The following is a 22,137-nucleotide window of genomic DNA, read 5'->3' on the forward strand; positions in this document are numbered from 1 at the left end:
ATCGGAGTTACAAATGGCTAAATTTACAGCAAAACCGCAGAGCGACGGTCCTGAAGACGGTCTGCGTGAAAAGATGATCGCGGTCAACCGCGTGACCAAGGTGGTCAAGGGTGGCCGTATCCTCGGTTTCGCAGCCTTGACAGTGGTTGGTGATGGCGACGGTAAAGTCGGCATGGGCAAGGGCAAATCGAAAGAAGTGCCAGCAGCCGTGCAAAAAGCGATGGAAGAAGCCCGTCGCAACTTGGCCAAAGTCCACCTCAAAAATGGCACCATTCACCACGCAGTTCACGGTCACCATGGCGCAGCTCGCGTCATGATGGCACCAGCGCCAAAAGGTACCGGCATCATTGCGGGTGGTCCTATGCGCGCTGTGTTCGAAGTGGTGGGTATCACTGACATCGTGGCCAAGAGCCATGGTTCATCCAACCCTTACAACATGGTTCGTGCCACTCTGGACGCATTGTCCAATTGCACAACAGCTTCCAACGTGGCCGCCAAACGTGGCAAGTCGGTTGAAGAGTTGTTCGGCTGAACCGGAGATCGAACATGACGACACAATCTACAGTGAAAGTCCAACTGGTTCGCAGCCCGATTGGCACCAAAGAGTCCCATCGTGCCACTGTGCGCGGTCTGGGCTTGCGTAAGCTGAACTCTGTGAGCGAGTTGCAAGACACGCCCGCAGTGCGCGGCATGATCAACAAGATCAGCTACCTGGTCAAAGTTCTCTAAGAGGCGAATGATGGAACTCAACAGCATCAAGCCCGCAGAAGGCTCCAAGCACGCGCCACGTCGCGTGGGCCGTGGTATCGGTTCGGGTCTGGGTAAAACCGCCGGCCGTGGTCACAAAGGTCAAAAGTCACGTTCAGGCGGCTACCACAAGGTGGGCTTTGAAGGTGGTCAAATGCCTTTGCAGCGCCGTTTGCCAAAGCGTGGATTCAAATCACATTTGCTGAAGTACAACGCAGAAATCACACTCACCACCTTGTCCCGTTTGGACTTGGCAGAAGTGGATGTCTTGGCATTGAAGCAAGCTGGTCTGGTTTCACAAATGGCCAAAGTGGTCAAAGTGATCAACACAGGTGAGTTGACCAAAGCCGTCAAGTTGACAGGCATTGGTGCAACAGCTGGTGCCAAGGTGGCCATTGAGGCTGCTGGCGGCTCTATTGCCTGAATGTTCATAAGCGAGAAACACAGTGGCAACCAGCGCTAATCAGACAGCCAAAACAGACAAGTTTGGTGACCTTCGTCGCCGGCTTCTGTTCTTGTTGCTCGCGCTGGTGGTTTACCGTGCGGGCGCACACATCCCGGTTCCTGGCATCGATCCTGATCAGCTCAAACAGTTGTTCAATGGTCAGCAAGGCGGCATTTTGAACCTGTTCAACATGTTTTCGGGTGGTGCCCTGTCGAGGTTTACCGTGTTCGCGTTGGGCATCATGCCGTACATTTCTGCATCCATCGTGATGCAGTTGTTGACGTATGTTTTGCCGACCTTTGAGCAGTTGAAGAAAGAAGGCGAAGCAGGTCGTCGCAAGATAACTCAGTACACCCGGTTTGGTGCTTTGGGTTTGGCGATCTTCCAGTCTTTCGGTATTGCTGTGGCGCTTGAGGCTTCTGCCGGCTTGGTGATCAACCCTGGCATCGGATTCCGGATGACGGCCGTCGTGAGTTTGACTGCGGGATCCATGTTCCTGATGTGGTTGGGTGAGCAGATCACTGAACGCGGCTTGGGCAACGGCATCTCGATCTTGATCTTTGCGGGTATTGCTGCTGGATTGCCCAGTGCATTGGGTGGCCTGTTTGAGTTGGTTCGTACCGGCGCCATGAATCCATTGGTCTCGATCATGATCATTGTGGTGGTGGCTTTGGTCACTTACTTTGTGGTCTTTGTCGAACGCGGACAGCGGAAAATTTTGGTGAATTACGCACGCCGTCAGGTGGGTAACAAGGTGTATGGTGGACAGTCATCGCACCTGCCACTCAAGCTGAACATGGCGGGTGTCATACCTCCGATTTTTGCTTCGTCGATCATTTTGCTGCCAGCAACCCTGATTGGCTGGTTCAGTTCGGGTTCTTCGGAGAGTGCGGTCGTTCGATTCTTCAAAGATGTGGCAAATGCTTTGGCGCCAGGACAGCCTGTGTATGTGATGTTCTATGCCGCTGCCATTATTTTCTTTTGCTTTTTTTACACAGCGTTGGTTTTCAACAGCCGTGAAACTGCAGACAACTTGAAGAAAAGCGGTGCATTCATCCCGGGGATTCGTCCAGGGGATCAGACTGCAAAGTACATCGACAAGATCTTGCTGCGATTGACTGCGGTGGGCGCGGCTTACATCACATTCGTGTGTTTGCTGCCTGAATTCCTGATTCTGAAATACAATGTTCCGTTTTACTTTGGCGGCACCTCGTTGCTGATCATTGTGGTCGTGACCATGGATTTCATGGCTCAAGTTCAAAACTACTTGATGTCACAACAATACGATTCGCTTTTGAAGAAGGCGAGTTTCAAGTCTTGATTGACTTGGTTTGGGTTTGGTAAAGAACCCTGCGGTTGACGCAGGGCCACAATTTTCACCTGGTCTGCGATGTCTGGGTATCGATGAGTTTTAGGAGAGAACCATGAGAGTTTCTGCTTCGGTGAAAAAAATTTGCCGTAACTGCAAAGTCATTCGCCGTAAAGGCGTTGTTCGTGTGATCTGTACAGATCCACGTCACAAGCAGCGTCAAGGCTGATTGAATTAGTTTTAGAGGACGAAAATGGCACGTATCGCTGGCATCAACATTCCGCCGCACAAACATGCTGAAATTGGCTTGACCGCCATCTTCGGTATTGGTCGCACCCGCGCTCGACAAATTTGCGAAGCCTCTGGCATCGCTTATTCCAAAAAGATCAAAGATCTGACGGACGCTGATCTCGAAAAGATTCGGGATCAAATCGCAGTCTTCACCATTGAAGGTGATCTGCGCCGCGAAACCACCATGAACATCAAGCGTTTGATGGACATCGGTTGCTATCGTGGTTTCCGTCACCGTCGCGGCTTGCCCATGCGCGGTCAGCGCACACGCACCAATGCACGCACTCGCAAGGGTCCGCGCAAAGGCGCAGCGGCTCTGAAGAAATAAGCAGGACTGAGAGACCACCATGGCTAAAGCACAATCAAACAGCGCATCACAACGAGTTCGCAAGAAAGTCCGCAAGAACATTGCTGACGGTATTGCACACGTTCACGCGTCTTTCAATAACACCATCATCACGATCACCGACCGTCAAGGCAATGCTTTGTCGTGGGCTTCTTCGGGTGGCCAAGGCTTCAAGGGTTCACGCAAGTCGACACCTTTTGCCGCTCAGGTCGCTTCAGAAGTGGCAGGTCGCGCTGCGCAAGAACAAGGCATCAAAAACCTGGACGTCGAAATCAAGGGCCCCGGTCCTGGTCGCGAGTCTTCGGTTCGTGCCCTGGGTGCGTTGGGTATCCGCATCACTTCGATTGCCGATGTGACACCGGTTCCGCACAACGGCTGCCGCCCTCAAAAGCGTCGTCGTATCTAATTTCAAACCAAGCCCACCGCCAGGCCATGCTTGCATCGCCTGGCTCCCGCATTTCTGATGCGGCAGTTGCATAAAGGAAAATCAAGTGGCACGCTACCTCGGCCCCAAGGCCAAACTTTCTCGCCGTGAAGGCACCGACCTGTTCCTGAAGAGCGCACGTCGCTCGATTGCGGACAAGTCCAAATTTGATTCCAAGCCAGGCCAGCACGGCCGTACTTCGGGTCAACGTACTTCAGACTACGGTTTGCAGCTGCGTGAAAAGCAAAAAGTCAAACGCATGTATGGCGTGCTGGAAAAACAATTCCGCCGCTACTTTGCTGAGGCTGACCGCCGTAAAGGCAACACAGGTTCGAACTTGTTGAGTCTGTTGGAATGCCGTCTGGACAACGTGGTTTACCGCATGGGCTTTGGCTCTACACGTGCTGAAGCACGTCAGATGGTGTCACACAAGGCCATCACGGTGAATGGTCAGTCTGTGAACATTCCTTCTTACTTGGTCAAGGCCGGTGATGTGATCGCTGTCCGCGAAAAGTCCAAAAAGCAAAACCGTGTGGTTGAAGCTTTGCAACTGGCTTTGCAAGTGGGCATGCCTGCTTGGGTTGAAGTCAATGCCGATAAGGCAGAAGGCACCTTCAAGAAGGTTCCTGATCGTGACGAATTCGCTGCAGACATCAACGAATCGTTGATCGTCGAACTGTACTCGCGTTAATTCTGAGTCGTTTCAATCGTTCCCGGGTGGCCCTAACAGGCTGCACCGGGTGCTTCATCAGCCTTACCGGTGTAACGGACCGGGGGTATTGAGAGGAAGTCTGAATGCAAACCAATCTGTTGAAACCCAAAGCCATCCAAGTCGAGCAATTGGCCGCCAACCGTGCAAAAGTCACGCTGGAGCCATTCGAGCGTGGTTATGGTCACACCCTCGGCAACGCGCTGCGTCGCGTTTTGTTGTCTTCCATGGTCGGTTACTCCGCCACCGAAGTCACCATTGCAGGTGTGGTGCACGAATATTCTTCCATTGACGGTGTTCAAGAAGATGTGGTCAACATCCTGTTGAACCTCAAAGGTGTGGTTTTCAAACTGCACAACCGTGACGAAGTGACTCTGAGCTTGCGCAAAGACGGCGAAGGCGCTGTGACCGCAGCGGACATCCAGACACCTCACGATGTTGAAATCATCAATCCTGAGCATGTCATTGCCAATTTGTCACATGGTGGCAAGCTGGACATGCAGATCAAGGTTGAAAAAGGTCGTGGTTATGTACCCGGCAGCATGCGTCGCTTTGCCGATGAGCCGACCAAGGCCTTGGGCCGCATCGTTCTCGATGCTTCCTTCTCTCCAGTCAAGCGCGTCAGCTACACCGTTGAAAGCGCCCGTGTTGAGCAGCGTACCGACTTGGACAAGTTGGTCATCGAGATCGAAACCAACGGTGCGATCAGCGCGGAAGATGCAGTGCGTTCATCCGCCAAAATCTTGGTTGAGCAACTGGCTGTGTTCGCACAGCTTGAAGGCAGTGAATTGTCTGCTTTCAATGAGCCTGCTCAACGTGGTGGCGCTGGCAGTTTCGATCCGATCTTGTTGCGCCCAGTGGACGAGCTCGAACTCACCGTTCGTTCTGCCAACTGCCTCAAAGCAGAAAACATTTATTACATCGGCGATCTGATTCAGCGTACCGAGAACGAGTTGCTCAAGACCCCTAACCTGGGTCGCAAGTCACTCAACGAAATCAAAGAAGTTCTGGCTTCTCGTGGTTTGACTTTGGGCATGAAGCTCGAAGCCTGGCCACCAGCAGGTCTGGAAAAGCGATAATCTGAAGTTCCCGGAAAAATTCCGGGGTGTGCACGGGCAGTACCTGATACGGCTGCCTGTTTAATAAAGAAAGGTAAGCACCATGCGTCACGGACACGGCCTCCGCAAATTGAACCGCACCAGCGAGCACCGCCTCGCGATGTTGCGCAACATGATGAATTCGCTCATCGAGCACGAAGTCATCAAAACAACACTCCCTAAAGCCAAAGAGCTGCGTCGCGTCATTGAGCCGATGATCACTTTGGCCAAAGAAGACAACTTGTCCAACAAGCGTTTGGCATTCAACCGCCTGCGCGATCGCGACAGCGTCGTCAAGTTGTTTGCCGATCTCGGCCCACGTTTTGCAAAGCGTCCTGGTGGCTACACACGCATCCTGAAAATGGGTTACCGCGTGGGTGACAATGCACCGATGGCCTTGGTTGAATTGGTCGATCGCGCTGATTCTTCTGCTGATACAGCAGCAGAGTAAGGTATAATTCAAAGATACCGCGGGGTGGAGCAGTCTGGTAGCTCGTTGGGCTCATAACCCAAAGGTCGTTGGTTCAAATCCGGCCCCCGCAACCAAATTTCAACAGCGGTTGAAAAACAAAAAACCCTCTTCGGAGGGTTTTTTGTTTTGTGCCTCAGGATTTAAAAAACAGCAAGTTCTGGGTGCGATCCGTTGTGACAATTCATGCCACAACAGGCAGTCGCTTGACCAAACCCGAGAGCGCATGAATGCTGCTGGCTTGTCGTACCAGTTGTCGGTCACCAGAGAAAAGTTGGCACTCAGAATAGACCAAGCCGTCAATGCACCAGCCAAACCAGACGGTGCCCACAGGTTTGGCGTCGCTGCCGCCATCAGGACCCGCAATGCCTGTGACCGCAACGGCTACTCGGGCGTTTGTTCTGTACACGGCACCCAAGGCCATGGCTCGGGCCACAGATTCGCTCACTGCGCCATGCACATCAATCAGTGCAGCATCAACACCCAGCAAGTCGGATTTGGCGGCATTTGAATAAGTCACCAAACCACGATCAAACCAGCGACTTGAACCAGGTAAATCGGTGCATTGGGCTGCAATCAAGCCGCCAGTACAGCTTTCAGCGGTGGCCATCATCCAACCCAATGAGGTGAGCCTGTCAGCCAAATCGAATGCAATTTCAGACATCAGAACCACCTCCACAAAGCCAAGACAAAGAGCGTGCAAAAAGCGGCCACCAAATCGTCAAACAAAATACCCAAGCCACCACGCCAGCCAAATCCTTTGAACAAGCGATCAGCCCAAGCCACAGGACCAGGTTTGACGGCGTCAAAAAAGCGGAACAACAAAAATGCAGAAAGTTGGGCCATGAAACCAGAGGGTGTGATCAAAAACAAGATCATCCACATGGCCACAATTTCATCCCAAACAATAGAACCCGGATCACTCACCCCCATGTTGCGAGCCGTCAAGGTGCATGCCCACCAACCGATACACAACGCAAACAAGATCAAGGCCGCTTGCGCATGAAATGAAAGACTGTTTTGAATCAGCAACCAAGAAGCCCATCCCCAAAGACTGCCGACTGTGCCCGGCGCCTTGGGCGACAAACCAGAGCCAAAACCCAAGGCAATGGCATGGGCGGGATGCCGCAACATGAACGAAGCGTTGGGCCGAATGGGGCGGGTCATGAGAACGGAAGATAGTTCAGAAATGGAGGACATCTTCAAGCGAAATGATCGAAAGAAGAGAAGGAGTTGGGCAAAACACTGCCGTCCTCGTTCAGCAAAAGCAAGCGGGGGTCAGACGTGATGCGGCCAATGCGCGTGACAGGCGTGCCACAAGCCACACTCAAGGACTCGACATGCTGGCGGTGTGTGGGTTGACAGGTGAAAACCAGTTCGTAATCATCCCCGCCCGCCAGAACGCAGCGTTGCAAGAGTTCTTGAGGACAGGACCATGCACCGCCTGTCAGCATCAAATTTTGAATCGAGGCGATCTGAATATCGGCCCCAACACGACTGGCTTTGAGGATGTGTCCCAGATCACCCAAGAGACCATCGCTGATGTCGGCCATGGCAGTGGCCACGCCGCGCAATGAAACACCCAGCGTTGTGCGTGGCTCGGGCCGTTCCATGCGAGAGCGGGCCATCTCAAAGACACTTTGCGGCAGGCTGACAGAGCCACGAAATGCTTCCAGAGCCAGACGGGCATCGCCCAAGTGTCCGCTCACATACACGTCGTCGCCAGCTTGGGCGCCTGAGCGCAAGACGGCCTGATGGCCAGGCACCTCGCCCATGACAGTGATGGCAATATTCAGAGGGCCTTGGGTCGTGTCACCGCCGATCAATTCACAGCCCTGTGCATTTGCCAAAGCGAATAAGCCTTCCGAAAAGCCTGACAACCAGACCTCGTCCACCCGGGGCAAAGACAAAGACAATAAAAAAGCGCGTGGCGTCGCACCACAGGCGGCCAAGTCGCTCAGGTTGACGGCCAAAGCCTTGTGGCCCAAATCGCGGGGGTTGACGGTCGAGAGAAAGTGCCGACCTTCGACCAACATATCAGCAGACAGGGCCAATTGGTGGCCTGGACTGGGTGTCCAAATGGCGCAGTCGTCACCGATGCCGACATCCGCTTGCCGCGCAGCACGTTTGAAAAACCGTTCGATCAGCTCAAATTCACCCATGGGGCAGAGCTTAACCGAGAGTCAAACCGAGAGCGACATCAATGCAAGGTTCGACCACCGGGGATGGCGCTGGAAGCATCAAGAACGAAAGTGCCAATGGGGGCATCAAATCGGTGACCGTCCTCCGCCACAAAAAAGTAGCTGCCGTGCATGGTGCCACTGGCTGCGCGAAGGCGGCAGCCGCTGGTGTACTGGAATGATTCGCCAGGCCTAAGCAAGGGTTGTTGACCGACGACGCCAAGGCCCTTGACTTCCTCGCTGTGTCCACGCTCATCCTGAATGACCCAGTGGCGCGAAATCAGCTGAACAGGAACACGGCCTGTGTTGGTGACCGTGACGGTGTAAGCGAAGGCGAAAATATCCTCTAAAGGATTGCTTTGGTCTGCCACGTATTGGGGCAGCACATCAATTTGAACGGTGTGGGCGGACATGCGCACATGTTAACTGCGACAATTAAGCCATGACGACGACCTACCGCATTGCCCCTTCCATCCTCTCGGCTGATTTCGCCCGCTTGGGCGAGGAAGTCAAAAGCGTCATTGACGCCGGTGCAGACTGGATTCATTTTGACGTGATGGACAACCATTACGTGCCCAACCTCACCTTCGGCCCCATGATCTGCCAAGCCCTCAAGCCGCATGCCAAAACGGCATCCGGCGTGGCCGTGCCGATCGATGTGCATTTGATGATCTCGCCAGTGGATGCACTGGCGGCGTCTTTTGCCGAGGCCGGAGCGGACCTGATCAGTTTTCACCCCGATGCCAGCGCCCATGTGCACAGAAGCATCCAGGCCATCAAAAGCAAAGGCGTCAAGGCCGGTTTGGTGTTCAACCCGGCCGAACCCCTTGATGTGCTGGAGTGGACCATTGATGAAATCGACCTGATCCTCATCATGAGCGTGAACCCCGGCTTTGGGGGCCAAAGTTTCATCGATTCGGCCTTGCGCAAGGTCGAGCTGGCACGCCAATGGATCGAGCGAAGCGGCCGGGACATTCGCCTCGAAGTGGACGGGGGGATCAAGGCCGACAACATCCGCCGCGTGGCCGATGCCGGGGCGGACACTTTTGTGGCGGGCAGCGCCATCTTTGGTAAACCCGATTACAAGGGCGTGATCGACCAGATGCGCGTTGCTTTGGGTTAACGCCATGAAAGCCATGCAGGATCTGCTAGAAGTCGATGCGGTCATTTTTGACTTGGACGGCACCTTGGTGCACACCTTGGGTGATTTCCAGGTGGCCTTGCACCGCACCATGGCTGACTTGGACTTGCCCCCCGTGCCAGATGCGCTCATCGCGCAAACCATTGGCAAAGGATCCGAGCACCTGATCCGCACTTTGCTCGCGCATCAAATCAACCGGCCTGAAGTCAAGGGTGTGGGCCAGGCTTGCCCAGCCCTGTCGGTGGACGCCCTTTTTGACCGTGCCTGGCAGCGCTACCAGCAACACTATTTGTCGATCAATGGTCAGTTTGCCGATGTCTACCCTGGCGCACTGGAGGTGCTCGAAAACTTGGCGGCTCAGGGCGTGCCCATGGCCTGCGTCACCAACAAGCCCTTGGCCTTTGCCCAAGCCTTGCTGAAAGAAAAGTCACTGACGCACTTTTTTGGCCCCGTGTTTGGGGGGGACAGTTTCGAGCGCAAAAAGCCCGATCCCTTGCCCTTGCTCAAAACCTGTGAGGCGCTGGGCACCCACGCCGCACGCACCTTGATGGTGGGGGATTCCAGCAACGACGCGAAGGCTGCCCACGCTGCGGGCTGCCCGGTGGTGCTGGTCACTTACGGCTACAACCACGGTCAGCGCGTGCAAGACACACCTGCCGCTGCTTGGTTGGATACGCTGGCCGACTTGCCAGAACGGTTACAAACCAAGATCCGGTGAAAACCGTCTGCTGGCTTTGCTACACTTGGCAAATCATGTTCATCATCCACAGCCACCTCAGCGCAGCCTGCCTGCCGAGCCATTCCTCCGCGGAAGGCCGGGGAGCCTGGCCCTGGCGTCGGCCAGCCTGACCCCATCGATTGGGCGGCTTGCCCGCCACCCGCGCCCGGCTGCATACGCAAAATGACCGGGCACCTGGATGAATGAAAAGCACCTCAAGCGAGGTCGCTGAGCGCTTAGGAGGCGCTAACCTGTGATCACCGAACTTGAATTCAAAAGCCTGGCCAGCCAAGGCTACAACCGCATTCCCCTCATGCTCGAGGCCTTTGCGGACCTGGAAACTCCCCTGTCGCTTTACCTGAAGCTGGCTCATACCAAGGACAACGGCAAGTACAGCTTTTTGCTCGAATCGGTGGTGGGCGGCGAGCGTTTTGGACGCTACAGCTTCATCGGTCTGCCCGCACGCACGCTGTTGCGAGCCAGCGGTTTTGGTGCCGATGCCAAGACCGAAGTGGTGCACGATGGCGCGGTCATCGAAACGGCCACCGGCAACCCGCTGGACTTCATCGAGCAGTACCAAAAGCGTTTCAAGGTGGCCTTGCGGCCCGGTTTGCCACGTTTTTGTGGCGGCCTGGCGGGCTACTTTGGTTACGACGCGGTGCGTTACATCGAGAAAAAACTCGAGAAAACCTGCCCGCCCGATACCCTCGGCACGCCCGACATCTTGCTGCTGCAGTGCGAAGAACTCGCGGTGATCGACAACCTGTCGGGCAAGCTCTACCTCATCGTTTATGCGGATCCCGCAACGCCCGAGGCCTATGTGGGTGCCAAAAAACGCTTGCGTGACTTGAAAGAGCAGCTCAAGTATTCGGTCAGCGCTCCGGTCGTCAAAGCCAGCCAGTCTTACCCCGCTGAACGTGACTTTGCCAAGGCCGATTACATCGCCGCCGTGGAAAAAGCCAAGGAGCTGATCGCCGGTGGCGACTTCATGCAGGTGCAGGTGGGGCAGCGCATCAAAAAACGCTACACCGAAAGCCCGCTCTCGCTGTACCGGGCGCTGCGTTCGCTGAATCCCAGCCCCTACATGTATTTCTACAACTTTGGCGACTTTCATGTGGTCGGGGCCAGTCCCGAGATTTTGGTGCGGCAGGAGCAAACCGACGAGGGCGCCAAAGTCATCATCCGTCCTTTGGCAGGCACACGCCCCCGTGGTGCGACCCCCGAAAAGGACAAGGCCGCCGAGCAGGAACTGATCAACGACCCCAAGGAGCGGGCCGAGCATGTGATGCTGATTGACTTGGCGCGCAACGACATTGGTCGTATTGCCCAAATTGGCTCGGTCAAGGTGACCGAGGCTTTTGTGGTCGAGCGCTACAGCCATGTGATGCACATCGTCAGCAACGTCGAAGGCTTGCTGAACGAGGGCATGAGCAACATGGATGTGCTCAAAGCCACCTTCCCGGCGGGCACCCTGACAGGCGCACCCAAGGTGCACGCGATGGAGTTGATCGATCAGTTTGAGCCCGTCAAGCGTGGCATTTACGGCGGCGCTTGTGGCTACATCAGTTATGCGGGCGACATGGATGTGGCCATTGCCATTCGCACCGCGGTCATCAAAGATCAGACCCTGTATGTGCAAGCCGCTGCCGGGGTGGTGGCCGATTCGGTGCCCGAGATGGAGTGGCGCGAAACCGAGCACAAGGCGCGTGCCTTGTTGAGGGCCAGCGAGTTGGTCGAAGAAGGTTTGGAGTGATCATGGCGAAAAAAATCAAACTCCTGATGGTCGACAACTACGACTCTTTCACCTTCAACATCGTGCAGTACTTTGGTGAGCTCGGTGCAGAGGTTGAGGTGTTTCGCAACGACGAGATCACGCTGGAAGGCATTGCAGCGCGTCAACCTGATCGATTGGTGATCTCACCGGGCCCTTGCTCGCCCGCAGAGGCGGGCATCTCGGTGGCGGCCATTCAGCACTTCGCGGGCAAGTTGCCCATCTTGGGTGTGTGCTTGGGTCACCAAAGCATTGGCGCGGCCTTGGGCGGCAAGATTGTGCGGGCGCAAGTGTTGATGCACGGCAAGACCAGTGTCATCACCACCACGCAAGAAGGTGTGTTCGCGGGCTTGCCCGAAAAATTCACCGTCAACCGCTACCACTCGCTGGCGATTGAGCGGGCCAGTTGCCCACCATGTCTGAAAGTCACGGCCTGGACCGACGATGGCGAGATCATGGGCGTGCGCCACACCGAGCTGGACATCGAAGGCGTTCAGTTCCATCCGGAATCCATCCTCACCGAGCATGGTCACGCCATGCTCAAGAACTTTTTGGAACGGCCATGATCGATTTGCGCAGCGACACCGTCACCCAGCCCACCGCCGCCATGCGCGAGGCCATGCTGGCTGCGCCTGTGGGCGACGATGTGTTTGGCGACGACCCCACGGTCAATGCCTTGCAAGAGCGCATCGCGCACATCACCGGCAAAGAGGCTGCACTGTTCATGCCCTCTGGCACGCAGAGTAACTTGTGCGCCTTGATGGCGCACTGCGAGCGGGGTGACGAGTACATCGTGGGGCAAAACGCCCACACCTACCGCTACGAAGGCGGCGGCGCGGCCGTGTTGGGCAGCATCCAACCGCAGCCCCTGGCGCAAAACACTTCAGGTGAAATGTCCCTGAGTGACATCGCTGTAGCCATCAAACCCATCGACTGCCACTTTGCGCGCACTCGCCTGCTGGCGCTGGAAAACACCTGGAACGGCCACCCCATGTCGCAAGACTACTTGGCTCAAGCCACGGGTCTGGCCAGACAGCATGGCTTGGCTGTGCATCTGGATGGCGCACGGCTGTTCAATGCGGCCGTGGCTCAGGCCGAAGGTGGACCAGTCACAGCCAGCGTGCGCCGCATCGTGGACCACTTCGACAGCGTGTCCGTGTGTTTCAGCAAGGGCTTGGGCGCGCCCGTGGGCTCTGCCCTGTGCGGCTCGCGTGAGCTGATCGCCAAGGCGTTGCGTTGGCGCAAGGTTTTGGGCGGTGGCTTGCGCCAGTCCGGCGTGTTGGCGGCGGCGGCCTTGCATGCACTGGACCACCATGTCGATCGGCTGGCCGATGACCATGCCTTGGCCCAGCGTCTGGCACAAGGCCTGCAGGACATACCTGGCTTGAGCGTGCGATCGGCGCAGACCAACATCGTGTTTGTGGACGTGGCCGATGGCCGAGGCCCGGCGCTGCTGGAGGCTTTGAAAGCCCAGGGCGTTTTGGCCACGGGGCTGATCGGTTTGCGGTTTGTCACGCATCTGAATGTGGACGCAGCAGGCATTGACCATGCCGTGGCGTGCATCCGCCAATTCATGCAAACCTCGGCCGGCGATACGGCGCAAGGCCCCTCCCGCTCAGGCGTTTACTGATTTTTTCAAAACATGCCAGACGCGCAGCAACTTTGGATGTTCATGGCGGCGGGCGTGCTGCTCAACGTCACGCCTGGGCCAGACGTGCTTTTCATCGTCACTCAGTCTCTGCGTGGCGGTGTGCGCGCTGGTGTGGTGGCTGCATGGGGGATCACGGCCGGGTGTTTTGTGCATGTGGGCGTGGCGGCCTGTGGTGTCGGTGCTTTGCTGGCCACTTCTGCCAACGCATTCAATGCCGTCAAATGGTTGGGGGCGGTTTATCTGATGTGGATTGGCGTGCGCATGTTGTGGGCCATAACCCAATCAGGTGGTTTGGCCTGGGATATGGGGCCTGCCATGCCGGCGCATGCGGCGAGTGATCAGACGCCCAATTTTCCCCGCCTGCGGTGGGTTTTCCTCAAGGCGTTCGCCACCAATGTCTTGAACCCCAAGGTGGCCCTGTTTTTTCTGGCCTTCGTGCCGCAATTCATTCCGGCCCAAACGGCCGATCCCGCCTGGACTTTTGTGGCGCTCGGTTGCTTGTTCAATTTCAATGGCTTGTTGATCTGCATGGGCTGGGCGCTGGCGGCCGATTGGTTGTCGCAACGCTCACGCGGGTTACAGCGCAGACTGCAGCACCTGGACCGCTTGGCGGGATGCCTGTTTGTGGGCTTCGGCCTGAAACTGGCGCTGACAGACGCGCCCGCGCATTGACGCTTTCAAAATTTTCGATTCATCGCAAGGAAATTCCCATGCCTATCACCCCACAGGAAGCGTTGCAACGCACCATCGAGCACCGCGAAATTTTTCACGATGAGATGCTCCACCTCATGCGCATGATCATGAATGGCGAGCTGTCACCCGTCATGACCGCAGCGCTGATCACCGGCCTGCGTGTCAAAAAGGAAACCATTGGCGAGATCACCGCCGCCGCGCAAGTGATGCGCGAATTTTCGACCAAGGTCCATGTGCCTGACCCCACGCACTTGGTGGACATTGTGGGCACTGGCGGTGACGGTGCCCACACCTTCAACATCTCAACCTGCGCCATGTTTGTGGCGGCTGCTGCCGGGGCCAAAACCGCCAAGCATGGCGGGCGCAGTGTCAGCAGCAAATCAGGCAGCGCCGATGTGGTCGAGGCATTGGGTGGCAACATCAACCTCAAGCCAGAGCAAATTGCGCGTTCCATCGAAGAGGTGGGCATCGGCTTCATGTTTGCGCCCAATCACCACCCGGCCATGAAAAACGTGGCTCCGGTGCGCAAGGAGCTGGGCGTGCGCACCATTTTCAACATCCTGGGGCCTTTGACCAACCCGGCCAGCGCACCCAACATTCTGATGGGTGTGTTCCACTCTGACCTGGTGGGTATTCAGGTGCGCGCTTTGCAACGCTTGGGTGCGGAGCATGCGGTGGTGGTTTATGGGCGGGACGGCATGGACGAGATCAGCCTGGGCGCGGCCACGCTGGTGGGAGAGCTCAAAAATGGTCAGATCACCGAATACGAAATCCACCCGGAAGACTTTGGCTTGACCATGGCCAGCAACCGAGCCCTGAAAGTGGACACGCCCGAGCAATCCATGGCCATGCTGCGTGGCGTGCTGGACAATGAGCCTGGCGCAGCCCGTGACATTGTCATGATCAATGCGGGTGCTGCCTTGTACGCCGCCAATGTGGCCAGCAGCATGGCCGATGGTTTGGCGCGTGCGCGTGAGGCCATTGAGTCGGGCGCGGCCAAAGCCAAGCTGGCACAGTTTGTGGCCTTTGGCCAAAAGGTGGCTTGAGCCATGTGGCACGACGAAGGGGCTTGGATCGCCGTGGGCGTATCGGCCTTGTTTGTGGTGGTCGGGTTGGTGATGCACCGCGTCTTTGTTCGCATTTTGAAAAACGGTGCCACCGCGCCCGCACAGAAAGAAAATCATGAGTGACATCCTGGACAAAATCGTCGCGGTCAAACGCGAAGAGGTGGCTTCGGCCCAGAAGCAAAAATCGCTGGCCGTGGTGCGCGCCGATGCCGAAAGCCGTGTGCTGACCCGCGACTTCGAAGGCGCGATGCGTGCCAAGATCGCTGCAGGCCAAGCAGCGGTGATCGCCGAAATCAAGAAGGCCAGCCCGTCCAAAGGCGTGTTGCGGGCGGATTTCATCCCGGCCGATATTGCCCAAAGCTATGCCGAGTTCGGGGCGGCTTGCCTGTCGGTGTTGACGGACAAGCAATTTTTTCAAGGCAGTGTGGATTACCTCAAGCAAGCCCGCGCCAGTTGTGACCTGCCGGTGCTGCGCAAGGACTTCATGATCGATGCCTACCAAGTGTACGAAGCCCGGGCCATGGGGGCCGACGCCATCTTGCTGATTGCCGCGTGCCTGGACGATGCCCACATGGCGGAGATGGAGGCAGTGGCCCGCAGCCTGGACATGGCGGTGCTGGTGGAGGTGCACGACCGGGCTGAACTCGAACGGGCCCTCAAGTTGAAAACGCGGCTGGTTGGTATCAACAACCGCAACCTGAAAACCTTCGAGGTGTCCTTGCAGACCACCCTGGACATGTTGCCCGATGTACCGGCCGACCGCTTGCTGGTCACCGAAAGCGGGATTCAAACCCCGGAAGACGTCCGCCGCATGCGCGAGGCCCAAGTCAATGCTTTCCTCGTGGGCGAGGCTTTTATGCGTGCCACTGAGCCCGGCGAAGCCTTGGCCAAACTCTTTAGCTGATGGCCAGCGTGACGGGGCAGCAAAGCCTGGGGTTTGAAGAGGTGCCTGGAGTGCCCCACCAAGGGCTGAATTGGCCAGCGGATCTTCAAGGTCTGGACGAGGGGTGGCGACACTTGGTCGACGCTTTTCTCAATTCCGAGACGGGGCTTGCCTTGTCCAAGCGCTTGACCGATGACCTGAATGCCGGTGAGCTCATTTACCCTCCCGATCCGTTTTTGGCGTTGCGCCTGACCCCTTTGAGTCAGGTGAGGGTGGTGATTCTGGGACAAGACCCGTACCACGGATCGGGCCAGGCAGAAGGCCTGGCCTTCTCGGTGGCGCCGGGTGTTCGCTTGCCGCCCAGTTTGCGCAATATCTTCAAAGAGCTGCAACGCAGCTTGGGCGCCCCCATGCCTACGGATGGTTCTCTTGTGCGCTGGGCAAAACAAGGGGTCTTGCTGCTCAACACCTGTTTCACGGTACAGGCTGGGCAAGCGGGCAGTCATGCCCGCTGGGGCTGGGAGGTTTTGAGCGATGAGCTGGTCAAAGCGGTTGCCCAAAGTTCAATTCCAGTGGTGTTCATGTTGTGGGGCGCGCAGGCCCAGGCCAAAAAAACGTTGATCGAACAAGCTGGAAAGTCGGGCCGGCATTTGATTTTGGTGGCCAACCATCCTTCGCCCTTGTCGGCCTTGCGAGCCCCCCTGCCTTTTGTCGGCTGTGGTCATTTCGTGCAGGCCAATGCCTTTTTGGCGCAAAGCGGCGAAAAAACCATCAAGTGGTGAAAATTTTGTGAGCCATCTTGCAGGGGTTCACAAAAAGATGGCATAATCTAAGACTCGCTTCTGGAGGGGTGCCCGAGTGGCTAAAGGGGGCAGACTGTAAATCTGTTGGCTTACGCCTACACTGGTTCGAATCCAGTCTCCTCCACCAGCAAACTGTCATTTGGCAGTTGATGAGAGCATTTGGAAATGGTTTCCAAGCATTGGCGCAGCATCCACTCGTGCGGCGCAATCAGTGCGGGAGTAGTTTAATGGTAGAACCTTAGCCTTCCAAGCTAATGACACGGGTTCGATTCCCGTTTCCCGCTCCAGTCAATTGCTTGAGTTTGTTAGAAGTTTTGCCCTTGTGGCTCAGTGGTAGAGCACTCCCTTGGTAAGGGAGAGGTCGCGGGTCCGATTCCCGCCAAGGGCACCAGTTTTGGGGCGCGCAATGCGAATTGTGCGCCCTCTGTCTTGGTTGTTGACCACTACTTTTCGGAGTCGAAGATATGGCAAAAGAGAAATTCGAACGGACCAAACCCCACGTCAACGTGGGCACCATCGGTCACGTTGACCACGGCAAAACCACCCTGACAGCCGCCATCACCACCGTGTTGGCAGCCAAGTTCGGCGGTGCTGCCAAAGCGTACGACCAGATCGACGCGGCTCCCGAAGAGAAGGCTCGTGGTATCACGATCAACACCGCTCACGTTGAGTACGAAACAGAAAACCGTCACTACGCGCACGTGGACTGCCCAGGCCACGCTGACTATGTGAAGAACATGATCACCGGTGCTGCCCAGATGGACGGCGCTATTTTGGTTTGCTCCGCTGCTGACGGCCCTATGCCTCAGACCCGTGAGCACATCCTGTTGGCCCGTCAAGTTGGCGTGCCTTACATCATCGTGTTCCTGAACAAGTGCGACATGGTCGACGACGCTGAGTTGTTGGAACTGGTCGAGATGGAAGTGCGCGAGTTGTTGTCCAAGTACGACTTCCCAGGCGACGACACACCGATCATCCAGGGTTCTGCCAAGCTGGCCCTCGAAGGCGACAAAGGCCCATTGGGCGAAGAAGCCATCATGAAGCTGGCTGCTGCTTTGGACACTTACATCCCTACGCCTGACCGCGCAGTGGACGGCGCTTTCTTGATGCCCGTGGAAGACGTGTTCTCCATCTCCGGTCGCGGCACTGTGGTGACTGGCCGTATCGAGCGCGGTATCGTCAAAGTCGGCGAAGAAATTGAAATCGTGGGTATCAAAGACACTGTCAAGACCACTTGCACAGGCGTTGAGATGTTCCGCAAGCTGCTGGACCAAGGTCAAGCCGGTGACAACGTCGGCATCTTGCTGCGCGGCACCAAGCGCGAAGACGTCGAGCGCGGCCAAGTGCTGTGCAAGCCAGGCTCGATCAAGCCCCACACCCACTTCACGGGCGAGATCTATGTCTTGTCCAAAGACGAAGGCGGCCGTCACACGCCTTTCTTCAACAACTACCGTCCTCAGTTCTACTTCCGTACGACTGACGTGACCGGCGCGATCGAATTGCCAGAAGGCAAAGAGATGGTGATGCCTGGTGACAACGTGTCGATCACTGTGAAGTTGATCAACCCCATCGCGATGGAAGAAGGCTTGCGCTTCGCCATCCGCGAAGGTGGCCGCACGGTTGGCGCTGGCGTGGTTGCCAAGATCATCGCTTAAAGAATTTGCTGTAGGGGTATAGCTCAATTGGCAGAGCGTCGGTCTCCAAAACCGAAGGTTGTAGGTTCGATTCCTACTGCCCCTGCCACCTGAAAAGGTGGATTTTCAAGCCCGCTAGACCCTAGCGGGCTTCCTTGTCTGATAGGAGTCTTCTCGAGAGAAGGCTCAACAAAGGTTTAAAGCCGTATGGCAACGTCCGAAGTTCAAACTGTGAGTGCTGCTGGTGACAAGATGCGTCTGGCATTGGCTGGTGCATTGGTCATTGCCGCATTGGTGGCCTTCTACATGTTGGCTGGCAAAGGCAGTTTGGCGCAATGGGCAGGCTTGCTCGTGGGCTTGGCGGCCAGCGTGGTGGTGTTTTTTACTTCCGAGTCTGGGCGTCAATTGGTGGCTTTCGGCCGTGATGCTGTTCGCGAAGTCAAGAAAGTGGTCTGGCCTGAGCGCAAAGAGGCGATGCAGATCACGGCTTATGTCTTTGCCTTTGTGGTGGTGATGGCCTTGTTCTTGTGGCTCACCGACAAAACTCTGGAATGGGTTTTCTACGATCTGATTCTTGGGTGGAAAAAATAATGAACGATGCAGTAGTCAACGCGCCCATGGCGGGTTCCTCGACCAATCCGGACTTGAAGTGGTACGTCGTTCATGCCTATTCGGGCATGGAAAAAGCGGTCGAGCGCAACATCATTGAGCGCATCGCCCGCTCAGGTATGGAGTCCAAGTTTGGCCGTATTTTGGTGCCCACGGAAGAGGTGGTCGAAGTCAAAAACGGTCAAAAGCGCACCACTGAACGCAAATTTTTCCCCGGCTACGTGCTGGTGGAAATGGTCATGGACGATGAAACTTGGCACCTGGTCAAGCACACCAACAAAGTCACTGGCTTTGTGGGTGGCGCTAAAAACCGTCCAGCACCTATTTCTGAAGCCGATGTCCAGAAAATTGTGAGTCAGATGCAAGAAGGCACTGACAAGCCACGCCACAAGGTGGAGTTTGAAGTGGGTGAATACATCCGCGTCAAAGAGGGTCCATTTACCGATTTCAACGGCACTGTTGAAGAAGTCAATTACGAGCGCAACAAGATGCGTGTATCAGTGACTATTTTTGGTCGCGCTACACCCGTTGAGTTGGAGTTCGGGCAAGTCGAAAAAACCTGATTGGTTTTGTATTTCCTGTTTGGTGCTTCCCGACTCGGCACCGAACAATATTCCAGAGTCGTTAACCCCGGGGAGCCCAAGACCAGTTGGTTTTGAGCGTTACAACCCGCAAGGAGAAAAGCATGGCGAAAAAAATCGTCGGCTTCATCAAGCTGCAAGTGCCAGCTGGTAAAGCCAATCCATCACCACCCATCGGTCCAGCACTGGGCCAGCGTGGTTTGAACATCATGGAATTCTGCAAGGCGTTCAACGCCCAGACCCAAGGCGTTGAGCCAGGTCTGCCATTGCCTGTGGTCATCACAGCGTTTGCAGACAAGTCCTTCACCTTCATCATCAAGACGCCGCCTGCAGCGACTTTGATCAAGAAGTCCATCAAGATCGACAAGGCTTCGACCAAGCCAGGTCTGGAAAAGGTCGGCAAAATCACCCGCGCTCAGCTGGAAGAGATCGCCAAGACCAAGATGAAAGATCTAACTGCTGCCGATCTGGACGCAGCCGTTCGCACCATCGCTGGTACTGCCCGTTCCATGGGCGTGAATGTGGAGGGCGTGTAAATGTCCAAGCTGACCAAGAAACAAAAAGCCCTCGTGGGTAAAGTCGACAGCCTGAAGCTGTACGCATTGGCCGATGCTTTGACCATGGTCAAAGAATGCGCCACTGCCAAGTTCGATGAGTCCATCGACGTGGCCGTTCAATTGGGCATTGATGCCAAGAAATCTGACCAAGTGGTTCGTGGCGCTGTTGTGTTGCCTAACGGCACTGGCAAAACAGCACGCGTGGCCGTATTCGCCCAAGGCGCCAAAGCTGAAGAAGCGCTGGCTGCTGGTGCGGATGTGGTCGGTATGGACGATTTGGCTGCACGCGTCAAAGCGGGCGACATGCCATTCGACGTGGTCATCGCTGCACCCGACGCCATGCGCGTCGTGGGTACATTGGGTCAAATCCTGGGTCCACGTGGCCTGATGCCTAACCCCAAAGTCGGCACTGTCACCCCTGACGTTGCTACCGCTGTGCGCAACGCCAAGGCTGGTCAAGTCCAGTTCCGCGTTGACAAAGCCGGTATCGTGCACGGCACCATCGGTCGTCGTTCATTCGACACTGACAAGTTGCAGGGCAACTTGGCTGCATTGATCGAAGCTTTGGTGAAAGCCAAGCCAGCCACCAGCAAGGGTGTTTACCTGCGCAAAGTGGCCGTGTCTTCGACCATGGGTGTGGGCGTTCGCGTCGACACACAATCCATCGCAGCTTGATGGCGATAAAAATTTGAGCGGGTTTTAAAACCTGCTCGATGTGGTGGGCTGTATTCCTTGTAAGAGGATTGCAGGCCATCCAAGACCGTTGGTGCACACCCCGTGTGCTTAATCAACAAACTCTCAAGTCCGCTTGAAAGTTTGGGCCAACGCAGATGGCGATCCCGCTGCAGATGGATGAAGATCCTGAACAGTTGGTCGCTGCAAATAGGCGTGTTTCAGGGGCAACCCGAAAAACACATAAAAAGGAGTAGACCTTGAGTCTGAATCGCAGTGAGAAAGAAGCGGTCATTTCCGAAGTGACCGACCTCGCCGCTAAAGCTCAAACGCTTGTGATGGCGGAATACCGTGGTATCACGGTCGCTGACATGACCAACCTGCGCGTCAAAGCTCGCAGCCTCGGCGTATCGCTGACGGTGTTGAAAAACACCTTGGCTCGCCGTGCTGTGACAGGTACGCAGTTTGAAGTTGTCGCCGACCAGATGACCGGTCCGCTGATCTACGGCTTCTCTGTAGATGCAGTGGCTGCCGCTAAGGTGGTGGCTGACTTCGCGAAAACCAACGACAAGTTGGTCATTCGTGCAGGTGCATTTGCAGGCAAAGCTTTGGACGTGAACGGCGTTAAGCAATTGGCAAGCATCCCTTCGAAAGAAGTTTTGTTGGCTCAGTTGTGTGGCTTGTTGATGTCGCCTATGTCGCGTACAGCCATTGTGCTGGGTGCTTTGGCGGCCAAAAAAGGCGAAGGCGAAGCTGTTGCCGCTTAAGGCCAGCGTTCGTGTTTTAACCAATTGTTAGGAAATAAAAATGGCATTCGATAAAGACGCATTTTTGACCGCGCTGGACAGCATGACGGTCATGGAACTCAACGACCTGGTGAAAGCCATCGAAGAGAAGTTTGGTGTGAGCGCTGCCGCTATGGCCGCTCCTGCTGCTGGCGGCGCTGCTGCTGGTGGTGCTGCTGCTGAAGAGAAGACAGACTTCAACGTCATGTTGCTCGAAGCCGGCGCCAACAAAGTGTCCGTGATTAAGGCTGTGCGCGAAATCACAGGCTTGGGCTTGAAAGAAGCCAAAGACCTGGTGGACGGCGCTCCTAAGGCGGTCAAAGAAGGCCTGCCAAAAGCTGACGCTGAAGCTGCTAAGAAGAAGCTGGAAGAAGCTGGCGCCAAGGCCGAACTCAAGTAATTCGGTTTTGTTCCAAGGCTGGAGTGCCCGCAAGGGCCTCCAGCCTTTGGTGCTTGAAGAGCACACCGAAAAGCAGACTCCATTCAGTCTGCTTTCCAGTGTTTTCTGACCCGACTGCAGAAAACCCTTGGTTCGGGTTGCGTGCAATGCGCAAT

31 protein-coding genes and 5 tRNA genes are annotated in these 22,137 nt (G+C 56.0%); 32 read left to right on the forward strand and 4 right to left on the reverse strand.

The annotated features are described in order from the left end of the window. Positions 1-13 precede the first annotated feature (13 nt). From rpsE to ACZ5SR_RS02640, 11 genes are all read left to right on the forward strand, one after another. Positions 14-532 carry a 30S ribosomal protein S5 gene (gene rpsE, locus ACZ5SR_RS02590; RefSeq protein ID WP_019429274.1) on the forward strand — a complete coding sequence of 173 codons (519 nt, stop codon included), beginning with the start codon at positions 14-16 and terminating at the stop codon, positions 530-532. Positions 533-546: 14 nt separating this feature from the next. Next, entirely contained in the window at positions 547-729 is a 183-nt protein-coding gene (gene rpmD, locus ACZ5SR_RS02595; protein WP_089951917.1) for a 50S ribosomal protein L30, read from the forward strand. Between the two features lie 10 nt (positions 730-739). Then, on the forward strand, positions 740-1,171 hold the full coding sequence (rplO, locus tag ACZ5SR_RS02600) for a 50S ribosomal protein L15 (RefSeq protein ID WP_464450018.1): 432 nt from the start codon (positions 740-742) through the stop codon (positions 1,169-1,171). 22 nt (positions 1,172-1,193) lie between these two features. Continuing rightward, positions 1,194-2,513, forward strand: a complete 1,320-nt coding sequence (gene secY / locus ACZ5SR_RS02605) for a preprotein translocase subunit SecY (protein WP_464450019.1) — start codon at positions 1,194-1,196, stop codon at positions 2,511-2,513. 103 nt (positions 2,514-2,616) lie between these two features. Further along, a complete protein-coding gene (gene rpmJ, locus ACZ5SR_RS02610; RefSeq protein WP_028820150.1) occupies positions 2,617-2,730 on the forward strand; it encodes a 50S ribosomal protein L36 in 114 nt (37 codons plus the stop codon). A 24-nt stretch (positions 2,731-2,754) separates the two neighbouring features. Further along, a complete protein-coding gene (gene rpsM / locus ACZ5SR_RS02615; RefSeq protein ID WP_019429278.1) occupies positions 2,755-3,120 on the forward strand; it encodes a 30S ribosomal protein S13 in 366 nt (121 codons plus the stop codon). A gap of 19 nt (positions 3,121-3,139) precedes the next feature. Further along, a complete protein-coding gene (gene rpsK / locus ACZ5SR_RS02620; RefSeq protein ID WP_019429279.1) occupies positions 3,140-3,544 on the forward strand; it encodes a 30S ribosomal protein S11 in 405 nt (134 codons plus the stop codon). Positions 3,545-3,629: 85 nt separating this feature from the next. Continuing rightward, positions 3,630-4,253: a 30S ribosomal protein S4 gene (rpsD, locus tag ACZ5SR_RS02625; protein WP_464450020.1), complete on the forward strand. Its 624-nt coding sequence runs from the start codon at positions 3,630-3,632 to the stop codon at positions 4,251-4,253. 104 nt (positions 4,254-4,357) lie between these two features. After that, positions 4,358-5,350 (forward strand): DNA-directed RNA polymerase subunit alpha, encoded by a 993-nt coding sequence (locus tag ACZ5SR_RS02630; protein ID WP_053172515.1) that lies wholly within the window; start codon positions 4,358-4,360, stop codon positions 5,348-5,350. Between the two features lie 82 nt (positions 5,351-5,432). Further along, positions 5,433-5,819, forward strand: coding sequence for a 50S ribosomal protein L17 (gene rplQ / locus ACZ5SR_RS02635; protein ID WP_464450021.1), 387 nt, complete (start codon positions 5,433-5,435; stop codon positions 5,817-5,819). Between the two features lie 18 nt (positions 5,820-5,837). After that, positions 5,838-5,914: transfer RNA gene (locus ACZ5SR_RS02640), tRNA-Met, on the forward strand. Between the two features lie 107 nt (positions 5,915-6,021). Here ACZ5SR_RS02640 and ACZ5SR_RS02645 read toward each other — a convergent pair. From ACZ5SR_RS02645 to apaG, 4 genes are read right to left on the reverse strand one after another with little or no spacing between them, the layout of a single operon-like run. Next, entirely contained in the window at positions 6,022-6,501 is a 480-nt protein-coding gene (locus tag ACZ5SR_RS02645) for a CinA family protein (RefSeq protein ID WP_464450022.1), read from the reverse strand. Then, positions 6,501-7,004, reverse strand: coding sequence for a phosphatidylglycerophosphatase A family protein (locus tag ACZ5SR_RS02650; protein ID WP_464450023.1), 504 nt, complete (start codon positions 7,002-7,004; stop codon positions 6,501-6,503). The genes ACZ5SR_RS02645 and ACZ5SR_RS02650 overlap by 1 nt, the downstream gene beginning before the upstream one ends. 35 nt (positions 7,005-7,039) lie before the next feature. Then, a complete protein-coding gene (thiL, locus tag ACZ5SR_RS02655) occupies positions 7,040-7,999 on the reverse strand; it encodes a thiamine-phosphate kinase (protein ID WP_464450024.1) in 960 nt (319 codons plus the stop codon). Positions 8,000-8,037: 38 nt separating this feature from the next. Continuing rightward, complete coding sequence (apaG, locus tag ACZ5SR_RS02660) at positions 8,038-8,430, reverse strand: Co2+/Mg2+ efflux protein ApaG (RefSeq protein ID WP_464450025.1); 393 nt, start codon at positions 8,428-8,430, stop codon at positions 8,038-8,040. A 29-nt stretch (positions 8,431-8,459) separates the two neighbouring features. Between apaG and rpe the strand changes: the two genes are divergently transcribed. The 21 genes from rpe to rplL all read left to right on the forward strand — a co-directional run bounded on the left by rpe (position 8,460) and on the right by rplL (position 21,982). Beyond that, positions 8,460-9,140: a ribulose-phosphate 3-epimerase gene (gene rpe, locus ACZ5SR_RS02665; protein ID WP_464450026.1), complete on the forward strand. Its 681-nt coding sequence runs from the start codon at positions 8,460-8,462 to the stop codon at positions 9,138-9,140. A 4-nt stretch (positions 9,141-9,144) separates the two neighbouring features. Further along, a complete protein-coding gene (gene gph, locus ACZ5SR_RS02670; RefSeq protein ID WP_464450027.1) occupies positions 9,145-9,876 on the forward strand; it encodes a phosphoglycolate phosphatase in 732 nt (243 codons plus the stop codon). A gap of 253 nt (positions 9,877-10,129) precedes the next feature. Then, positions 10,130-11,629, forward strand: a complete 1,500-nt coding sequence (trpE, locus tag ACZ5SR_RS02675; protein ID WP_464450028.1) for an anthranilate synthase component I — start codon at positions 10,130-10,132, stop codon at positions 11,627-11,629. 2 nt (positions 11,630-11,631) lie between these two features. Further along, a complete protein-coding gene (locus tag ACZ5SR_RS02680) occupies positions 11,632-12,213 on the forward strand; it encodes an aminodeoxychorismate/anthranilate synthase component II (protein ID WP_464450029.1) in 582 nt (193 codons plus the stop codon). After that, entirely contained in the window at positions 12,210-13,277 is a 1,068-nt protein-coding gene (gene ltaE, locus ACZ5SR_RS02685; protein ID WP_464450030.1) for a low-specificity L-threonine aldolase, read from the forward strand. Before ACZ5SR_RS02680 ends, ltaE begins: the two co-directional genes overlap by 4 nt. Positions 13,278-13,289: 12 nt before the next feature. Next, positions 13,290-13,970, forward strand: coding sequence for a LysE family translocator (locus tag ACZ5SR_RS02690; RefSeq protein WP_464450031.1), 681 nt, complete (start codon positions 13,290-13,292; stop codon positions 13,968-13,970). A 38-nt stretch (positions 13,971-14,008) separates the two neighbouring features. Next, a complete protein-coding gene (gene trpD, locus ACZ5SR_RS02695; RefSeq protein WP_464450032.1) occupies positions 14,009-15,037 on the forward strand; it encodes an anthranilate phosphoribosyltransferase in 1,029 nt (342 codons plus the stop codon). A 3-nt stretch (positions 15,038-15,040) separates the two neighbouring features. Further along, positions 15,041-15,181, forward strand: a complete 141-nt coding sequence (locus ACZ5SR_RS02700; RefSeq protein ID WP_464450033.1) for a hypothetical protein — start codon at positions 15,041-15,043, stop codon at positions 15,179-15,181. Then, positions 15,174-15,962, forward strand: coding sequence for an indole-3-glycerol phosphate synthase TrpC (gene trpC, locus ACZ5SR_RS02705; RefSeq protein ID WP_464450034.1), 789 nt, complete (start codon positions 15,174-15,176; stop codon positions 15,960-15,962). Before ACZ5SR_RS02700 ends, trpC begins: the two co-directional genes overlap by 8 nt. After that, positions 15,962-16,723: a uracil-DNA glycosylase gene (locus ACZ5SR_RS02710; RefSeq protein ID WP_464450035.1), complete on the forward strand. Its 762-nt coding sequence runs from the start codon at positions 15,962-15,964 to the stop codon at positions 16,721-16,723. Before trpC ends, ACZ5SR_RS02710 begins: the two co-directional genes overlap by 1 nt. Positions 16,724-16,785: 62 nt before the next feature. Further along, positions 16,786-16,871 (forward strand) — tRNA-Tyr (locus ACZ5SR_RS02715). A gap of 86 nt (positions 16,872-16,957) precedes the next feature. Then, positions 16,958-17,031: transfer RNA gene (locus ACZ5SR_RS02720), tRNA-Gly, on the forward strand. Between the two features lie 29 nt (positions 17,032-17,060). Beyond that, positions 17,061-17,135, forward strand: a tRNA-Thr gene (locus ACZ5SR_RS02725). 73 nt (positions 17,136-17,208) lie between these two features. Next, the gene (tuf, locus tag ACZ5SR_RS02730) at positions 17,209-18,399 is read left to right on the forward strand and encodes an elongation factor Tu (protein WP_100174243.1); all 1,191 of its coding nucleotides are present in this window, start codon (positions 17,209-17,211) and stop codon (positions 18,397-18,399) included. A 12-nt stretch (positions 18,400-18,411) separates the two neighbouring features. Continuing rightward, positions 18,412-18,487: transfer RNA gene (locus ACZ5SR_RS02735), tRNA-Trp, on the forward strand. 98 nt (positions 18,488-18,585) lie between these two features. Then, positions 18,586-18,969 (forward strand): preprotein translocase subunit SecE, encoded by a 384-nt coding sequence (secE, locus tag ACZ5SR_RS02740; RefSeq protein ID WP_464450036.1) that lies wholly within the window; start codon positions 18,586-18,588, stop codon positions 18,967-18,969. Then, positions 18,969-19,550: a transcription termination/antitermination protein NusG gene (gene nusG, locus ACZ5SR_RS02745; RefSeq protein WP_108285878.1), complete on the forward strand. Its 582-nt coding sequence runs from the start codon at positions 18,969-18,971 to the stop codon at positions 19,548-19,550. Before secE ends, nusG begins: the two co-directional genes overlap by 1 nt. Positions 19,551-19,672: 122 nt before the next feature. Then, a complete protein-coding gene (gene rplK / locus ACZ5SR_RS02750) occupies positions 19,673-20,104 on the forward strand; it encodes a 50S ribosomal protein L11 (protein ID WP_062407242.1) in 432 nt (143 codons plus the stop codon). After that, positions 20,105-20,800 carry a 50S ribosomal protein L1 gene (rplA, locus tag ACZ5SR_RS02755; protein WP_100120360.1) on the forward strand — a complete coding sequence of 232 codons (696 nt, stop codon included), beginning with the start codon at positions 20,105-20,107 and terminating at the stop codon, positions 20,798-20,800. A gap of 257 nt (positions 20,801-21,057) precedes the next feature. Continuing rightward, positions 21,058-21,564 (forward strand): 50S ribosomal protein L10, encoded by a 507-nt coding sequence (gene rplJ / locus ACZ5SR_RS02760; protein ID WP_464450037.1) that lies wholly within the window; start codon positions 21,058-21,060, stop codon positions 21,562-21,564. 40 nt (positions 21,565-21,604) lie between these two features. After that, positions 21,605-21,982 (forward strand): 50S ribosomal protein L7/L12, encoded by a 378-nt coding sequence (rplL, locus tag ACZ5SR_RS02765; protein WP_090044659.1) that lies wholly within the window; start codon positions 21,605-21,607, stop codon positions 21,980-21,982. The last annotated feature ends 155 nt before the right edge of the window (positions 21,983-22,137 follow it).

The sequence above is a fragment of the Limnohabitans sp. TEGF002 genome (assembly GCF_055395845.1).

Excerpts from the sequence above, each read along its gene's own strand:
- trpD (WP_464450032.1), top strand. The coding sequence starts at position 14,009 with ATGCCTATCACCCCACAGGAAGCGTTGCAACGCACCATCGAGCACCGC.
- rplA (WP_100120360.1), top strand. The coding sequence starts at position 20,105 with ATGTCCAAGCTGACCAAGAAACAAAAAGCCCTCGTGGGTAAAGTCGAC.
- nusG (WP_108285878.1), top strand. The coding sequence starts at position 18,969 with ATGAACGATGCAGTAGTCAACGCGCCCATGGCGGGTTCCTCGACCAAT.
- rpsK (WP_019429279.1), top strand. The coding sequence starts at position 3,140 with ATGGCTAAAGCACAATCAAACAGCGCATCACAACGAGTTCGCAAGAAA.
- ACZ5SR_RS02645 (WP_464450022.1), bottom strand. The coding sequence starts at position 6,501 with ATGTCTGAAATTGCATTCGATTTGGCTGACAGGCTCACCTCATTGGGT.
- ACZ5SR_RS02630 (WP_053172515.1), top strand. The coding sequence starts at position 4,358 with ATGCAAACCAATCTGTTGAAACCCAAAGCCATCCAAGTCGAGCAATTG.
- rplK (WP_062407242.1), top strand. The coding sequence starts at position 19,673 with ATGGCGAAAAAAATCGTCGGCTTCATCAAGCTGCAAGTGCCAGCTGGT.
- ACZ5SR_RS02710 (WP_464450035.1), top strand. The coding sequence starts at position 15,962 with ATGGCCAGCGTGACGGGGCAGCAAAGCCTGGGGTTTGAAGAGGTGCCT.
- tuf (WP_100174243.1), top strand. The coding sequence starts at position 17,209 with ATGGCAAAAGAGAAATTCGAACGGACCAAACCCCACGTCAACGTGGGC.
- ltaE (WP_464450030.1), top strand. The coding sequence starts at position 12,210 with ATGATCGATTTGCGCAGCGACACCGTCACCCAGCCCACCGCCGCCATG.
- secE (WP_464450036.1), top strand. The coding sequence starts at position 18,586 with ATGGCAACGTCCGAAGTTCAAACTGTGAGTGCTGCTGGTGACAAGATG.
- rplL (WP_090044659.1), top strand. The coding sequence starts at position 21,605 with ATGGCATTCGATAAAGACGCATTTTTGACCGCGCTGGACAGCATGACG.
- trpC (WP_464450034.1), top strand. The coding sequence starts at position 15,174 with ATGAGTGACATCCTGGACAAAATCGTCGCGGTCAAACGCGAAGAGGTG.
- ACZ5SR_RS02650 (WP_464450023.1), bottom strand. The coding sequence starts at position 7,004 with ATGACCCGCCCCATTCGGCCCAACGCTTCGTTCATGTTGCGGCATCCC.
- ACZ5SR_RS02690 (WP_464450031.1), top strand. The coding sequence starts at position 13,290 with ATGCCAGACGCGCAGCAACTTTGGATGTTCATGGCGGCGGGCGTGCTG.
- rpsM (WP_019429278.1), top strand. The coding sequence starts at position 2,755 with ATGGCACGTATCGCTGGCATCAACATTCCGCCGCACAAACATGCTGAA.
- ACZ5SR_RS02680 (WP_464450029.1), top strand. The coding sequence starts at position 11,632 with ATGGCGAAAAAAATCAAACTCCTGATGGTCGACAACTACGACTCTTTC.
- apaG (WP_464450025.1), bottom strand. The coding sequence starts at position 8,430 with ATGTCCGCCCACACCGTTCAAATTGATGTGCTGCCCCAATACGTGGCA.
- ACZ5SR_RS02700 (WP_464450033.1), top strand. The coding sequence starts at position 15,041 with ATGTGGCACGACGAAGGGGCTTGGATCGCCGTGGGCGTATCGGCCTTG.
- rpmD (WP_089951917.1), top strand. The coding sequence starts at position 547 with ATGACGACACAATCTACAGTGAAAGTCCAACTGGTTCGCAGCCCGATT.
- thiL (WP_464450024.1), bottom strand. The coding sequence starts at position 7,999 with ATGGGTGAATTTGAGCTGATCGAACGGTTTTTCAAACGTGCTGCGCGG.
- rplO (WP_464450018.1), top strand. The coding sequence starts at position 740 with ATGGAACTCAACAGCATCAAGCCCGCAGAAGGCTCCAAGCACGCGCCA.
- rpmJ (WP_028820150.1), top strand. The coding sequence starts at position 2,617 with ATGAGAGTTTCTGCTTCGGTGAAAAAAATTTGCCGTAACTGCAAAGTC.
- rplQ (WP_464450021.1), top strand. The coding sequence starts at position 5,433 with ATGCGTCACGGACACGGCCTCCGCAAATTGAACCGCACCAGCGAGCAC.
- gph (WP_464450027.1), top strand. The coding sequence starts at position 9,145 with ATGAAAGCCATGCAGGATCTGCTAGAAGTCGATGCGGTCATTTTTGAC.
- rpe (WP_464450026.1), top strand. The coding sequence starts at position 8,460 with ATGACGACGACCTACCGCATTGCCCCTTCCATCCTCTCGGCTGATTTC.
- rpsE (WP_019429274.1), top strand. The coding sequence starts at position 14 with ATGGCTAAATTTACAGCAAAACCGCAGAGCGACGGTCCTGAAGACGGT.